This is a genomic window from Dietzia sp. CH92 (assembly GCF_032248695.1).
Taxonomy (GTDB): domain Bacteria; phylum Actinomycetota; class Actinomycetes; order Mycobacteriales; family Mycobacteriaceae; genus Dietzia.
Genome location: NZ_JAVHXC010000002.1, coordinates 603612 through 617838 on the forward strand (window position 1 = coordinate 603612; position 14227 = coordinate 617838).

Consider the following 14227-nt stretch of genomic DNA (forward strand, 5'->3'; position numbering starts at 1 on the left):
GCCGCCCGCCCCCCTGATGCCACACCCCCCCCCCGAGAAGGAGACGACACCATGAGAGCCGACGCCGTGGAGGCAGTGTTGAGCGGTCTGAAGAAGGCCGGGGTCAGCATCGCGACCTACCTGCCCGACTCCCTGCTCAAGGAGCTGTACCCGGCCCTGGACGCCGACCCCGACATCCGCACCATCCCCGTCACCAACGAGGGCGAGGGCGCGGCCCTGGCCGGCGGGGTGTTCCTCTCCGGCAAGCGCGCGGTCCTGGTGATGGAGAACTCGGGGCTGCGCGCGGCCACCGAGCACCTGGCCCGCCTGGGCCTGGGCGCCGGGATCCCGGTCGTGATGATCATGAGCTACCGCGGCGAGATGGGCGAGAACAACTGGTGGGCGATCCCCCACGGGATCACCATGGAGCCCCTCCTACAGACGCTGCGCACCCCGTACACGATCGTGCGCTCGGTCGAGGAGATCGAGACCGCGATCGTCCGCGCCTACGACACCGCCTACGCCTCGTACCACCACACCGCGATCGTCCTCGCCGGCGACCTGGTCCGCTGAGCACCCGGAAAGCACGGAAAGGAACCACATGAGCTACCCCCGCTACTCCCGATTCCAGGCCATGACGCTCCTCGCGGCCCGCCTGCAGGACGAACTGGTCATCCTCTCCCTCGGCGGCGCCGTCGACGAGTGGTACAACGCCGCACCCCACATGCGCGAAGCGAGCCTGTTCCAGCAGCAGCTCGGCTGCGTGACCCCCGAGGCACTGGGGCTGGCCGTCGGGCTGCCGCACCGGCAGATCGTCTCCCTGGACACCGACGGCGGGCTGCTGTTCAACCTGGGGGCCCTGGCCACGGTCGCCAACGAGCAGCCGGAGAACCTCTTCATCGTCGTCTGGGACAACGAGCAGTACCAGTCCATCGGCGGCCCGGCCACCCACACGGCCGCCGGCCGCGTGGACCTGGCCGGCATCGCCCGCGGCGCCGGCATCACCCACGCCTACACCGCGCACACGCTCGAGGAGTTCGACGCCCACTGCGCCGCCGGCCTCGCCGCGACCGAGCCCTACCTGGTGGTGGCCAAGACCGACGGGATCCTCGAGCCCGGCATCCGCCGCAAGCACTCCGACGGCCGCGAGGACAAGTACATCTTCGTCCGCCACGTGGAGGCCACCGAGGGCATCTCCATCATGGGTCCGAGCGAGCACAACTGATGGGCGTCGTCACCGCCCCGGCCGCCCACTACGACCTCGTCGTGGTGGGCGGCGGCGCGGCCGGCTGCGTGCTGGCCGCGCGCCTGACCGAGGACCCGGACCGCCGGGTCCTGCTCATCGAGGCCGGGCCCGATCACCGCGGGGTGCGGGAGATCCTCGAGGCCGCGCGGTGGGACGCGCTGATCGGCGGGCCCTACGACCACGGGTACCGCTCCCGCCCGACCGAGCACGTCCTGGGGCGGTCCATCGCGATGCCCCGCGGCAAGGTGCTGGGCGGGTCGTCGTCGACCAACGCGATGCTCTGGTACCGCGGTCATCGCGCCGACTACGACGCCTGGGCCCGCGACGGCGCCACCGGCTGGGGGTTCGACGACCTGCTGCCGTACTTCCGCCGGTCGGAGGCGCGCCCGGGCGGCGACCCCGCCTTCCGCGGCCTCGACGGCCCGGTCCGGGTCTCACCGCTGGCGCGGGTCCACCCGATCGCGCACGCGTTGGTCGACGCCGCGGCCGAGCGCGGACTGCCGGTGCTCGACGACGCCAACGCCGCCTCCAACGAGGGCGCCGTCTACGCCGACTACAACGCCGTGACCGGCCCCGACGGCGGGTTCGAGCGCTGGAGCACCGCCCGCGCTCACCTCGAGCCGGCCCTGCACCGCCCCACCCTCGACGTGCTGGTGGACTCCCCCGTCCACGCGCTGCTGCTGTCCGGCACGACGGTCACCGGCGTGCGGCACCTCGTCGACGGCCGGCCCGTCGACACCCTCACCGACCAAGTGGTCCTGGCCGCCGGCGCGCTGGACACCCCGCGCCTGCTGCAGCTCTCCGGCATCGGCGATCCCGGCCACCTGACGTCCGCGGGCATCGAGGTGCGGCACCCGCTGCCCGGCGTGGGCGAGAACTTCCAGGACCACCCGCTCATCCTGGGGATGAACTTCCGCGCCCGGGCGGACCTCGGTCCGGTGGTCGGCAACGGCGGCGGCACCATGGTCAACTGGCGCAGTTCGTACGCCGAGGACGGGCCCGACCTGCACACGGTGGTGGCCCACGGCTCCCGCGGCGACGAGGCCCTGCGCGCCGCCCACGATCTCACCGGCAACCGGATCTTCGCCCTGGTCCCGGGCCTGTACCGCTCCCGCAGCGTCGGCTGGGTGCGCGTCCGTTCGGCCGACCCCACCGCGCCCGCGGACTTCCACCCGAACTACCTGGCCGACCCCACCGACCTCGCCACGATGGTCGAGGCGGTGGACGCCGTACAGGACCTCGTGGCGACCTCCGCGTACGCCGAGCTGGCCGAGGGCCCGATCACCCCGGCCGCCGGCCTGGACACCGCGGCCAAGACCCGGTTCGTGCGCGAGAACGTCGGGTCCTTCTTCCACGGCTCCGGCACGGCCCGGATCGGCACCGACGAGCTGGCCGTGGTCGATCCCGGGCTGCGGGTCCGCGGCCTCGACGGGGTGTGGGTGGCCGACGCCTCCGTCATGCCCACCATCCCCACCTGCAACACCCAGGCGCCCACCGTGGCGATCGCAGAGCGTGCCGCGGACCTGATCCGCGGCGAGAACGGAGCACCATGACGACCGACTCCCCCGCCGACGGCCCCCGGATCGCGCCGGGCCTGACCGGCCTCAACGCGGCCGACGCCAGCCCCCTCACCGCGATCCTCACCGCGCTGTCCGGGTCGGAGGCGTGGGCGAGCGCGATCGTCGCCGCCCGCCCGTTCCCCACCGTCAGCGCACTGCACGCCGCCGCGCGGGAGGCGCTGGAGGGTCAGGACGACGACGAGGTGATCGCCGCGGTCGACGCGCACCCACCCATCGGGGCGCGAGGGCCGGTGAGCGAGGCGTCGGCCCGCGAGCAGAGCGCCGCCGCCCGCGCGGACGCCGAGACGGCCCGTCTCCTGGCCGAGGGCCAGGCCCGCTACGCCGAGCGGTTCGGCCGCGGTTTCCTGGTGTGCGCGACGGGCCTGACCGCCGGTGAGGTGCTCGCCGAGATCGACCGCCGGATGGCATTGTCACCGGAGGCCGACCTCGTGGAGACCCGCGAGCACCTGGCTCGCATCAACGCACTCCGCCTGGACCGCCTAATAGAAGAGGGCTCGCTCTGATGTCGATCAGCACCCACGTCCTGGACACCGCCACGGGCACGCCGGCCGCCGGGCTCGCCTACTCGCTGGCCGACGACTCGGGGACCGTGCTCGCCGCCGGCGTCACCGACGACGACGGCCGCGGCCCCGACCTCAACCGCGTGGCGGTTCCGGCCGGGGTCTACCGGATGACCTTCGACACCGGCGCGTACCAGCTCTCCCGCGGCGGGACGGGCTTCTACCCGGAGGCGGTCGTGTGCTTCCAGGTCGCGGATCCGGCGGCGCACCACCACATCCCGCTCATCCTGTCGCCGCACGGGTACAGCACCTACCGCGGATCCTGATCCCGCGGCCCTGACCTGGGGTGCCCTGCCCACACCGAGCAGGGCACCCCAGGTCAGAGCGTGTCGGGCGCGCTACGCGCCGGCCCCGCCGATGCCCCGCACCCGACACTGTCGGCGCAGCTCCGCCGACAGGTCCTGCTCGTCCGCGAGGACCAGCTCGTGGTCCCGCACCACCACCCGGCCGCCCACCACCACGTGCCGGGGCCGCCGACCGGGCGAGGCCCACAGCAGGCCGCGCACCGGATCGGCCACCCCGGCGTCGGCGACGCCCGAGACATCCCACACGGCGAAGTCGGCCGCGCAGCCCGGGTCGAGGCGGCCCAGCTCCGGGCGGCCCAGCCCGTCGGCGGACCCGGCGGTGGCCATGGAGAGCACCTCGAGCGCGTCCAGGGGACGGCCGACCAGCGGCGCGACCTGCATCGCCAGCCTCGCGTCGGCGATCAGGTGTCCGGCGTCGTTGCTGCCGCCGCCGGAGGTGCCCAGGCCCACCGGCACGCCGGCGTCCAGCAGGCCGGCGACGGGGGCGATCCCCCAGCCCATCGGCAGATCGCAGGCCGGGGCGTGGGTGGCGCTGACCCCGGCGCGGGCCAGCGCCGCGACCTCGTCCGGGGTGACGTCGCACAGGTGCGCCAGGGTCACGTCGGGTTCGAGCCAGCCCCACTCGGCGAGCAGTTCGATCGGGCGGCGGCCGTACTCGCGCTGCGCGCGCTCCACGTCGACCTGCTCGTTGGACTGCGTGCGCCGTCGCAGCCCGTGTCGCGCCGCGACCTCCCGCAACACCGCGAAGGTCTCGGGGCCGTCCGCGTGCACCCCGGAGGGGCCCACGGCGATCTGGCGCAGCCCGTCGGCGCTCACGCCACCGGCCGCACCGTCGGCGCCCGCGTCCGCCAGGTGGGCGGCCAGGATCGCGGTGACGGACTCGGCGGCGGCGTCCGGGTCGCAGCCCGCCGTGCCGCGCACGAACGCCAGCCGGGCCCCGAGCGAGCCCGCCGCGTCATAGGCGGCGCCGGCCATCGCCACCGGGTCCTGCCCCGGCGGCCAGGTGAGGTGGTGGTCGCCGACGGTGGTGACGCCGCACAGCAGCGATTCGGCCACCGCCACCCGGGCGGCCGCGGCCACCAGCTCGGGGTCCACGGCCGCGCTCACGTACGCCGCGCGCATGGTCGCCAGCCACTGCGCCATCGGAACGCCCCGTGTGCCGGGCAGGGTCCGGAACGCGCTCTGCAGGAGGTGGTGATGCGCGTTGACCAGGCCCGGGGTGATCACCCCGCCGCGGGCGTCCAGGGTCTCGGCGGAGGTCTCCATCGCTGCCGCCACGCGATCCGTCGACCCGGCGGCGGCCTCCTCGACCACCCGGCCGTCCGCACAGGTCAGGGAGGTCGCCGACCTCGTCGTCGTCGTCGTCGCTCTCGTCGTCGGCTCTTCCCACCCGGTCGACCACCCCGGCGACCACACCGCCGACGCCCCGGTCACGCGCAGCACCCGCGCGGTCACCGCCGGGCCCCCACGACCCCGGAGCCCCCGGCGGTCACCCCGCGCGCGGCTCCGGGCGCGGCTCCGGGCGCGACACCCCGCATCCACACCCGGTCCGGCGTGAGGGGGAGCGACTCCTGGCGCACCCCCGTCGCTCGGGCCACCGCGATCCCCACGGCCGCCGCGACCGGGCAGTACGGCGCCTCGGACATGGACTTGGCCCCCAGCACGCCCTCGACCTCGACGGTGTCGGCGAAGAAGACCTCCGTGCGCGGGACGTCGCCCAGGCGGGGCGGGTGGTAGTGGCGGAAGGTGGGGTTGGTGACGGCGCCGTCGTCGTCGAGCAGCACCTGCTCGTACAGCGCCGCACCGAACGCCTGCGCCACCCCGCCCTCGATCTGGCCGCGCAGCTGCTGCGGGTTGAGCACCCGCCCCGCGTCCACCGCGTGGACGCTCTGCAGCACCCGCACCGTCCCGGTGTCGGGGCACACGGCCACCCGCACCCCCTGCACCGTGAACGCCGCCTGCCGGGCCATCCCGTCGGTGGAGCCCTCCGCGGACACGGGCAGCGTCGCGCCGGCGGCGAGCAGCGCGGCGACCCGCGTGGCGGCGCGGTGCAACGCCCGACCGCCGACCACCGTGCCGGCGGAGCCGAACGCGCCGGTGTCGTGGGCGAGCAGGCTCGTGTCGGAGGCGTGCAACACCACCGACGCCGACGGCACGCCCAGCACCTCGGCGACGATCTGCGTGTGCACGGTCGCGGTGCCGTTGCCGAACTCGGCGGTGCCCACGTAGGCGTGGACCGTGCCGTCGGCGTCCACCTCCACACGCGCGGACCCGTGGTGTCCCCCGGGCGGGGTGGTGGCGATCATGGTCGTCGCGACCCCGCGGCCCTCGAGCCAGCCGGCGGGCGCGGGCTCGCCGCGGCCCGAGTCCAGGGCCTGTTCGACGTGGTCGAGGCACTGGTCGAGCCCGTAGGACGAGAGCGACAGCTCGTCGTCCACGCCCGCGGCGCTGACCAGCGGGTCGCCGGGCCGGATGACGTTACGCCGCCGCAGCTCGACCGGGTCCAGGCCGGCGGCGTCGGCGAGCTCGTCCAGGGCCGCCTCGAGGGCGAACCCCACCTCCCCCAACCCGTACCCGCGGAACGCGCCCGAGGGCACGGTGGTGGTGTAGACGCTCTCGGCGTCGACCCGTTTGGCCGGGCTGCGGTACAACTCCATGGACTCGGTGATCGAGTGGAACATCACGCCCGCCGAGTGGTTGCCGTAGGCCCCGGCGTCGGAGAGCACGTCCAGGGCCAGGGCGGTGAGCCGGCCGTCGTCGTCGCACGCCGCCGTCACCGACACCCGGAACGGGTGCCGGACCGTGGCCAGGGTGAACTGCTCCTCGCGGCTGAGCTCCCACACCACGTCCCGGCCGGTGCGCAGCGCGGCGAGCACGGCCAGGTCCTCGCAGATCATCTCCTGCTTGCCGCCGAAGCCACCGCCGACCCGGGCGGCGTGCACGCGCACGGCGTCGCGGTCCAGGCCGAACAAGTGGGCCAGCTCGTCGCGGACCAGGAACGGCACCTGCGTGGACGAGCGCACGTCCAGGCTCCCGCCGCGGCCCGGCCCGCCGTCGACCAGCCGCGCGATCACCGAGTGCGTCTCCAGGTGCGCATGCTGGACGCGGGCGGTGCTCCACGTGCCGCGCACGACGTGGGCGGCCGAGGCGATGCCGTCCGCGAGGTCGCCGTGCTGGGCGTGGAACTGCGCCACCACGTTGCGGGACGGGTCGTCGATGCGCGAGTCGGGCCCGGCGTCGCCGTGCAGCAGCGGGGCGCCGGGGGCCCGCGCGACCTCAGGGTCGAACACGGGCTCCAGCACCTCGTAGGTCACGTCGATCTCCAGGCACGCCCGCCGCGCCAGGGCCGCGGTCTCGGCCACCACCGCCGCCACCCGCTGGCCGCGGTGGCGCAGGACGCGGTCCAGCACGCGGGTGTCGTCGGGGTCGTCGGTGCGGTTCTGGTGGCGGGCCGCGGAGAACGGCACGCCGGGGTCGTCGTGGTGGGTGAGGACGGCGACCACCCCCTCCATCGCCAGCGCGCGGCGCGCGTCGATCGAGACGATGCGCGCGTGGGCGTGGGGCGAGCCCAGCACGGCGAGGTGGGCGCAGCCGGTGAGGTCGGTGTCCAGCGTGTAGGGCTCGCGGCCGCGGACCACGCGCGCGGTGGCCGGCGCCGCGACCGGATCGCCGATCCGCCCGCTCGGGCGGGCGTTGTCCACCCCGTCCAGGGCGTCGGTGATCGCCCGGTAACCGGTGCAGCGGCACAGGTTCCCCTTCATCGCGGCCGGCCGCGCGGTCGGGCCGCCGTCGCGGGCGCACGGGGCGCGGTCGAGCCCGGTGACGGTGGCGACCATGCCGGGGGTGCAGTACCCGCACTGGAACCCCGCGGCGCGCGCGAACGCCTCGGGCACCGCGTCGGGCACCCCGGCGGCGGTGCGCACGTCGGCGCCCTCCGCGCGGTGGGCGGGCAGGACGCACGAGTGGGTGGGCACGCCGTCGAGCAGCACGGTGCACGCGCCGCAGTCGCCGGTGTCGCAGCCCTTCTTCACCGCGTGGACGCCGGACTCGCGCAGCAGCGTGCGCAGGCACTGCCCGGGGCGCGGCGCGGCGTCCAGGGCGCGGCCGTCGACGGTGATCAGCATGATGCCTCCCTGGTCGGGGGGTGGGTGGTGTCGCCGGTCAGGTCGGTGACGACGGCGAGGGCCGCGATCCCCGCCACGTGACGCCGCCAGCTCGGATGACCCTGGGGGTCGTCGTGCCACAGGGGCAGTCCGCGGACGGCCGCGGCGGCCGCGTCGGCCATCGGGGGCCGGTCCCAGGTGAGCACCTGCGGCGCCGGGACGGCCGCGGTCACGACGAGGGTGCAGCGGCCGCCGGGGTCCAGTCGCCCGGTGACCACCGAGGACGACCGCCCGCTGGGCACGAGGCTGTGGCGGCGCACCGCGTACCGGGCCGTCAGGGCCGAGGCGGGGATCCGCAGCGCGCGCAGCACCTCCCCCGGGGCCAGGCAGGTCACGCCCGGCGCCCGCACGAACTGCGCGGCGGGCACCTCCCGGGCGCCGCCGTCCGGGGTCCAGATCTCGGCGACCGCACCCAGGGTGCACGCGGCGGCGGTCCCGGCCCCGGCGGGCAGGGCCGCGCAGAGGTTGCCGCCCCACGTGCCGCGGGACCAGATCTTCCACGAGGCCAGCAGGCACGAGAACGCGTCGTGCAGGAACGGTCGGATCGGCGCGGTCAGCGGGTGGTCGAGCGCCGTGCGCAGGGTGGCGGTGGCGGCCACGCGCAGACCGCCGTCCGGCAGCGGTTCCACGTCGGGCCAGCGCAGGTCGAGCAGGTCGACCAGCGCGCCCAGGTGCTCGTGGCGCTCGCCGTGCAGGGCCGTGCCGCCGGCCAGCGGTGTGGCGCCCGCGAGCAGGGCCGCGTGGAGGTCGTCGCGGCCGGTGGGCCGGTGCAGCGCGGTGACGGTGACCAGGTCCACCGCGCTCACCCCGCCTTCGCGAGCAGGCGCCGGCGGGCGGCCACCACGTCGCGGGAGACCTCCTCGGCGTCGACCGTCACCACGCGCCCGTCGGCCACCACGCGTCGGCCCTGCACCCACAGCCCGCGCAGTGGGGGCTGTGAGCCCAGGACCAGCGCGGCGACCGGGTCGTCGATGCCCGCCAGCGCGGGCGTGTCCAGCCGCCACAGCGCCACATCGGCCAGGTAGCCGGGGGCGAGCCGCCCGATCTCGGACTCGCGGCCCAGGACGCGGGCCCCGCCGACGGTGGCCATGCGCAGCGCCGTGCGCACGTCCATCGCGCGCGGGCCGCCGACACCGCGGGCGAGCAGCAGCGCCTGGTGCATCTCCTCCCACAGCACGCTCGACTCGTTGCTGGCGGCGCCGTCCACGCCCAGGCCCACGGGGATCCCGGCCGCGAGCATGGCCGACACCCGCGCGATCCCGGCGCCCAGCCGGCCGTTGGAGACGGGGCAGTGCGCGGCGCCCATCCCGCCGGCGGCCATCGCGGCGATCGCGGCGTCGTCGAGGTGGACGGTGTGGGCGAACCACACGTCGGGGCCCACCCAGCCCACGGACTCCATGTACTCCATGGGCGTGCGGCCGAAGCGCTCGCGGCAGAACACCTCTTCGTCGTCGGTCTCGGCCAGGTGGGTGTGCAGGCGCACGCCCCGCTCGCGGGCGAGCTCGGCGCTGGCGCGCAGCAGGTCGCCGGTGACGGAGAACGGCGAGCACGGGGCCACCGCGATCCGGCACATCGAGTCGGGCGAAGCGTCGTGGAAGCGGTCGATCACCTCCGCCGTCCCGGCGAGGATCGCGTCGGTGCTCTCGACCACCGAGTCCGGCGGCAGCCCGCCGTCGCTGCGGCCCAGGTCCATCGACCCGCGACTGGGGTGGAAGCGCAGCCCCACCTCGGCGGCGGCGGAGATCTCGGCGGCGAAGACGTCCCCGGCGTCTCTCGGCACCACGTAGTGGTGGTCGGTGGTGGTGGTGCACCCGCCCAGCGCGAGCTGCGCGAGGCCGCCCAGCGCGGCGGTGCGGACGTCGTCGGCGGTGATGCCCGCCCACACCGGGTACAGGGTGGTGAGCCACTCGAACAGGGTGGCGTCGGCGGCCAGGCCGCGGGTGAGCCACTGGTACAGGTGGTGATGGGTGTTGACCAGGCCGGGCGTGGCCACGCAGCCGGTGCCGTCCACGCGCTGCACGTCGCCGGGCAGCAGCGCCGGATCGCACGGCCCCTGGCCCACCGCGACGATCCGCCCGCCGTCGAGCAGCACGTGGCCGCTGGTGTACTCGGCCCCGGCGGTGCCGGCGCCGTCCATGGTGACGACGGCGCAGTTCTCGATCAGCACGCCCGTCATGACCGCACCAGTCCCTGCTCGGACCCCCGCGCGAAGGCGGGCGCGAAGCCCCGCACGCCCGCCGAGCGGATCATGCGGGCGGTGAGCTGCGCGTCGGCCTCGTCGGCCAGCGGGTGCAGGCTCCGCGCGCCCTCGGCGACCAGCCGCCCGCCCACGTAGACGTGGGTGAGATTGCGCAGCGAGCAGGCCAGCACGTAGGTGGCGACCGGGTCCCAGATCGGCCCGGTGGCGGGCCTGGTGGGGTCGACGACGACGAGGTCCGCGTATTTCCCCACCTCCACGCTGCCGACGCGGGCGGACAGGCCCAGGGCCCGCGCCGCCCCGAGGGTGTGCATCCGCAGGACCTCGCCGGCGGCCAGGACGGCGGCGTCCGAGTGGACGGCGCGTTGGGTGTACAGACCGATCCGCATGTTCTGGAACGGGTCGGACACGTCAGTGCAGGACTGGTCGTCCAGGCCCATGCCCACCCGGATCCCGGCGTCGCGGTAGCGGGTGACGTCGGCGACGCCCGAGCCGAGGCGACCGTTGGAGGTGGCCTGCCAGATCACGGCCGAGTCGGTCTCGGCCACGCGGCGCACCATGTGGTCGGTGGGGTGGACGAAGTGGCCGAACGCGAAGTCCGGGCCCAGCACCCCGGCGTGGTCGTACCAGTCGAACTTGGCCCGCTGCACCTCGAGGTGCTCGGCCGTCTCCACGAAATGGGCCTGGTTGCCGACACCGTGGGTGGCCATGGCGTGGCGCTCCCGCTCGGCGGTGACCGGCGAGGACGACCACTGCACCGACCCGAACACCGAGCCGCCCAGGTCCAGCTCCCGCGGGACGGTTCGCAGGCGGTGGTCGGTGACGTGGGCGAACGCCTGGAAGCATTCGTCCTCGGGGAGCTGCTCGTCGTCCAGTCGGGTGGAGGTGACGCAGCGCAGGCCCGAGTCGGCCTGGGCGTCGATCTGCCGGGTGAGGAAGTCCACGTCGTGGACGCGTTCGGCCCTCAGCGTGGAGGTGGCGTGGTCGAACACGGCCACCACGCGGCTCTGGGTGAAGTTGTAGGCGCTGGTCACGCCATTGCGCAGGAAGTCCAGACAGCCGGCGAGGGTGAACCAGTACAGGTCCTCGGCCTCCGCGCCGACCATCATCTCGCCCATCCGCGAGACCCAGCCGTAGAGAGTGTCGTCGGGGGCGGTGCCGCGCATGCCGGCGGTGAACAGGTGGCTGTGGGCCGAGACGAACCCGGGGGCGAGGATGGCCCCGCCGAGGTCGTGGACGGTCCCCGGGAGGCCGGGTGGCGGGTCGCCGGGTCCGAGGCCGGCGATGAGGCCGTCGGAGTCGACGTGGACCCATCCGTGGAACCAGTCGGGGTCGGTCGGGTCTGCGGACACCGGCAGGACCAGGGCGTCGGTGAAGGTGATCATGGGGGCTCTCTCGTTCTGTAGTGTGCTCGCTCCGGCCGGCTGCTCAGCCGGGCAGTTCCACGGCCCGCCACCGGGACCCGTCGCGCTCGAACCGACGGCGGTGGGACGGTTCCGCCCGTCCGGCGGCCCAGAAGGTCACGGTCTCGGGGCGGATCCGCATGCCCAGCCACGTCTCGGGCGGCAGGGCCGGGGCGTCGCCCAGGCGGTCGACGGTGGCGGACCACACCCGCCGCCGGCCCGGCGGGGCCAGCTCGGCGGTCGCGGCGTCGTTCGCCCAGGCCAGGAGCTTGAGGTAGTCGCTGCGGGCGTGGTAGCTGTCGAGGCGCTCGGCGCGGTCGGTGGGCTCGGCGACGCCGCTGACGGTGAGCTGCCGGGTCCGGTCGGGGGCGATCACCACGAGCGTGGCCCGCGGGTCCGCCGCCAGGTCCGCCGCCTTCTGCGAGCGGGAGTCGGTGTGGAACGTGGGCCCGTCGGTGGTCGCGCCGGAGACCAGCAGATGCCGGCAGTGCGGCGCGCCGTCGGGTCCGACCGTGGCCAGGACCCCCAGTGGCGGGTCCGCGGGGTCGATCGCGAGCCACGCGACCATCGCCTCGAGCGGGTCGTCGGTCGGACCGGGCATCGTGACCAGCGGTGTCGGGGGCGCGGTGTCGGTGGCGGTCATCGGGCTGCTCCCGGGTCGAACCCGGCGATCTCCGCCAGGGCGGCGCTCACGGTGTCCACGTGCCCGGCCACCAGCCGCGCGCCGGTGTCGGCGTCGGCGCCGGTGGGGTCGCCGATCACCCCGGTGTCGGACAGGTCGCGGGCCAGCCAGCCGAACCTCACCGGGCCGGTGAAGCCGATGTGCCGGCAGTCCGCCACCCCGTCGGGGACCCGCGCCTCCGCCGCCGCCATGTCCACCAGCTCGGGGTGCAGGTGCAGCATCATCGACGTCTCGGCCCACCCCGCGTGGATGCCCATCCCCCGCTCGGTCGGCCCTGGTTCGGCCCGCCCGGCGTAGAGGAACGTGCGCAGGTCGTGGCGGCGGCGCAGCTCCCGCAGCGCCACCTCGAGCAGCGCCGAGTTCCCGCCGTGGCAGTTGACGAACAGCACGCGGGCGAACCCGCTGGCCCGGAGCGCCGATCCCAGCTCCACGACCTGTCGGAACAGGGTCTCGGCGCCGATCCACAGCGCCCCGGGGAAGCCGGCGTGCTCGTCGCTCTTGGTGTAGCCCAGTGCCGGCATCAGCCACGCGTCGGTGCCCGCCTCGGCCGCGGCGGTCACGGCCCGGGCGGCGACGTGTTCGGCGACGAGCAGGTCGGTCGCCAGGGGCAGGTGGGGCCCATGGGGCTCCACGGCGCCGGTGGGGACCACGGCGATCGGGTCCCCGGCCCCCACCCGGGCGGCCTCGACGGTGGTGAGGTCGGCGTAGCGCCGGTCCCGGCCGATCACGACTCCCACCGGCCCGGGTTGAGCAGCCCGTACGGGTCGGTGCCGGCGGCGAGCGCGCGGACGCCCTCGGTGCCGTGGTCCACCCGGTACTGGTGCGGGGAGTGCACGCGCACCCCGAGGTCCTCGAGGGCGGCCACCCCCGCGTACGCCGCCTCGGCCGTGGTGAAGTGGCCGTTGAGCATCCCGAACATCCGCCCGTGGCCGGCCTCGAGGTGCAGCGTGCCGCCCGGGTAGACGGCCTCCACCTCGTCGAGCCGCTCCACCAACGCGTCGCCCTGGACCTCCATGTGGAACCACGTGTCCGGCTCGGCCTTCTGCAGCCAGTGCGTGGGGTGGTTGTAGGACAGCGTGGAGACCTTGATGGACTCGTTGACCCCCCTGCGGACGGCCTCGACCACTCCCCCGGCCGCCGCGACGATCTGCTCGACCTGCCCGACCGCGGCCGCGTCGACGATCGCCCGCAGGCTGGCCCGACCGGCGGGGATGGCCTCGTCGGCGGGCAGGCAGGACGCGACGTGGGCGCCGTCGGCCGAGCACAGGCGCGGCGCGGGCGAGACCCGGTGCACCTTCTGCACGGCGGCGAAGGCGTCGTGGTGGTCCTCGAAACTGGCGTAGACACAGCGCCAGTCCTGGAGGGGTTCGATCCGGACCGTCGCCCGCACGATGATCCCCGCGACCCCGTAGGTGTGGACGAACGGCTGGGCATCCGCGCCCTCGAGGTGCACGATCTCGGCGTCCTCGTGGGCAAAGACCACGTCGAGCGCCTCGACGAACCCCTCGTGGTTGCGGCCGTGCACGATCGTGCCGGTCCCCGCCGACCCGCCGGCGAGGAACCCGCCGAGCGTGGACTGCACGGTCGAGGGGTACATCCACAGCTGGCTGTCGTGGGCCGCCAGCCGCTTCTCCAGGGTGAGCATCCGGACGCCGGCCTCGGCGGTGACCACCCCGGCCTCCGGATCCACGTGGTCGATCCCGCGCAGGGCCGTCAGGTCCAGGACGAGTCCGCCGTGCAACGGCACGACCTGCCCGTAGTTACCGGTGCCCTTGCCGCGCGAGGTGACGGGCACCCGGCGCCGCACCGCGGCCCGGACCACGGCGGGCACCTGCTCCACCGTGGTGGGCCGGCACACCACCTCGGGCCGGCCGATCGGCCACTGGGCGCGCAGGATCGGGCTGAGGTAGGACCCGTCGACGGACGCCTTGTCGAGGGACCGGTCGTCGGTGAGCACGAGGTCGGGCCCGAGCAGGGCGGTGAGGTCGTCGACCAGGCCGGCGACGTCACGATCGGCGGCGGGGGCGCCGGGGGGCGGCGCGGGGGTCGTGGTCCGGGTCATGGGGTCCTCCTGGTCGAGGGGCGGGATGGTGAGCCGGTCGGCGTCCGGGT

General features: G+C 75.2%; 13 protein-coding genes. 5 read left to right on the forward strand and 8 right to left on the reverse strand.

The features are described from left to right. The first annotated feature begins 51 nt into the window (after positions 1 to 51). From RWK90_RS06190 to uraH, 5 genes are read left to right on the forward strand one after another with little or no spacing between them, the layout of a single operon-like run. Positions 52 to 552 (forward strand): thiamine pyrophosphate-binding protein, encoded by a 501-nt coding sequence (locus RWK90_RS06190; protein ID WP_314035831.1) that lies wholly within the window; start codon positions 52 to 54, stop codon positions 550 to 552. Positions 553 to 580: 28 nt separating this feature from the next. Beyond that, the gene (locus RWK90_RS06195) at positions 581 to 1204 is read left to right on the forward strand and encodes a thiamine pyrophosphate-dependent enzyme (RefSeq protein ID WP_314035833.1); all 624 of its coding nucleotides are present in this window, start codon (positions 581 to 583) and stop codon (positions 1202 to 1204) included. Further along, positions 1204 to 2778 carry a GMC family oxidoreductase N-terminal domain-containing protein gene (locus tag RWK90_RS06200; RefSeq protein ID WP_314035835.1) on the forward strand — a complete coding sequence of 525 codons (1575 nt, stop codon included), beginning with the start codon at positions 1204 to 1206 and terminating at the stop codon, positions 2776 to 2778. Before RWK90_RS06195 ends, RWK90_RS06200 begins: the two co-directional genes overlap by 1 nt. Then, positions 2775 to 3308, forward strand: a complete 534-nt coding sequence (locus RWK90_RS06205) for a 2-oxo-4-hydroxy-4-carboxy-5-ureidoimidazoline decarboxylase (protein ID WP_314035837.1) — start codon at positions 2775 to 2777, stop codon at positions 3306 to 3308. Before RWK90_RS06200 ends, RWK90_RS06205 begins: the two co-directional genes overlap by 4 nt. Next, entirely contained in the window at positions 3308 to 3631 is a 324-nt protein-coding gene (gene uraH, locus RWK90_RS06210) for a hydroxyisourate hydrolase (RefSeq protein ID WP_314035839.1), read from the forward strand. Before RWK90_RS06205 ends, uraH begins: the two co-directional genes overlap by 1 nt. Positions 3632 to 3703: 72 nt before the next feature. Here uraH and RWK90_RS06215 read toward each other — a convergent pair whose 3' ends face one another. From RWK90_RS06215 to RWK90_RS06250, 8 genes are read right to left on the reverse strand one after another with little or no spacing between them, the layout of a single operon-like run. Beyond that, the gene (locus RWK90_RS06215) at positions 3704 to 5125 is read right to left on the reverse strand and encodes an amidohydrolase family protein (RefSeq protein WP_396230270.1); all 1422 of its coding nucleotides are present in this window, start codon (positions 5123 to 5125) and stop codon (positions 3704 to 3706) included. Then, positions 5122 to 7794, reverse strand: a complete 2673-nt coding sequence (locus RWK90_RS06220; protein ID WP_314035842.1) for a molybdopterin cofactor-binding domain-containing protein — start codon at positions 7792 to 7794, stop codon at positions 5122 to 5124. Before RWK90_RS06220 ends, RWK90_RS06215 begins: the two co-directional genes overlap by 4 nt. Then, on the reverse strand, positions 7788 to 8639 hold the full coding sequence (locus RWK90_RS06225; protein WP_314035844.1) for an FAD binding domain-containing protein: 852 nt from the start codon (positions 8637 to 8639) through the stop codon (positions 7788 to 7790). Before RWK90_RS06225 ends, RWK90_RS06220 begins: the two co-directional genes overlap by 7 nt. Then, a complete protein-coding gene (locus tag RWK90_RS06230) occupies positions 8636 to 10009 on the reverse strand; it encodes an 8-oxoguanine deaminase (RefSeq protein WP_314035846.1) in 1374 nt (457 codons plus the stop codon). The genes RWK90_RS06225 and RWK90_RS06230 overlap by 4 nt, the downstream gene beginning before the upstream one ends. Then, positions 10006 to 11415, reverse strand: coding sequence for an amidohydrolase family protein (locus RWK90_RS06235; RefSeq protein ID WP_314035848.1), 1410 nt, complete (start codon positions 11413 to 11415; stop codon positions 10006 to 10008). Before RWK90_RS06235 ends, RWK90_RS06230 begins: the two co-directional genes overlap by 4 nt. 43 nt (positions 11416 to 11458) lie before the next feature. Further along, the gene (locus tag RWK90_RS06240; RefSeq protein WP_314035850.1) at positions 11459 to 12076 is read right to left on the reverse strand and encodes a pyridoxamine 5'-phosphate oxidase family protein; all 618 of its coding nucleotides are present in this window, start codon (positions 12074 to 12076) and stop codon (positions 11459 to 11461) included. Then, positions 12073 to 12852 carry a creatininase family protein gene (locus tag RWK90_RS06245; RefSeq protein ID WP_314035852.1) on the reverse strand — a complete coding sequence of 260 codons (780 nt, stop codon included), beginning with the start codon at positions 12850 to 12852 and terminating at the stop codon, positions 12073 to 12075. Before RWK90_RS06245 ends, RWK90_RS06240 begins: the two co-directional genes overlap by 4 nt. Further along, positions 12840 to 14177, reverse strand: a complete 1338-nt coding sequence (locus tag RWK90_RS06250; protein WP_314035854.1) for an FAD-binding oxidoreductase — start codon at positions 14175 to 14177, stop codon at positions 12840 to 12842. The genes RWK90_RS06245 and RWK90_RS06250 overlap by 13 nt, the downstream gene beginning before the upstream one ends. Between the last annotated feature and the right edge of the window lie 50 nt (positions 14178 to 14227).

Bases quoted from the DNA above. Each gene is read 5' to 3' on its own strand.
- RWK90_RS06190 (WP_314035831.1), top strand. From the start codon at position 52: ATGAGAGCCGACGCCGTGGAGGCAGTGTTGAGCGGTCTGAAGAAGGCC.
- RWK90_RS06195 (WP_314035833.1), top strand. From the start codon at position 581: ATGAGCTACCCCCGCTACTCCCGATTCCAGGCCATGACGCTCCTCGCG.
- RWK90_RS06200 (WP_314035835.1), top strand. From the start codon at position 1,204: ATGGGCGTCGTCACCGCCCCGGCCGCCCACTACGACCTCGTCGTGGTG.
- RWK90_RS06205 (WP_314035837.1), top strand. From the start codon at position 2,775: ATGACGACCGACTCCCCCGCCGACGGCCCCCGGATCGCGCCGGGCCTG.
- uraH (WP_314035839.1), top strand. From the start codon at position 3,308: ATGTCGATCAGCACCCACGTCCTGGACACCGCCACGGGCACGCCGGCC.
- RWK90_RS06220 (WP_314035842.1), bottom strand. From the start codon at position 7,794: ATGCTGATCACCGTCGACGGCCGCGCCCTGGACGCCGCGCCGCGCCCC.
- RWK90_RS06230 (WP_314035846.1), bottom strand. From the start codon at position 10,009: ATGACGGGCGTGCTGATCGAGAACTGCGCCGTCGTCACCATGGACGGC.
- RWK90_RS06235 (WP_314035848.1), bottom strand. From the start codon at position 11,415: ATGATCACCTTCACCGACGCCCTGGTCCTGCCGGTGTCCGCAGACCCG.
- RWK90_RS06240 (WP_314035850.1), bottom strand. From the start codon at position 12,076: ATGACCGCCACCGACACCGCGCCCCCGACACCGCTGGTCACGATGCCC.
- RWK90_RS06250 (WP_314035854.1), bottom strand. From the start codon at position 14,177: ATGACCCGGACCACGACCCCCGCGCCGCCCCCCGGCGCCCCCGCCGCC.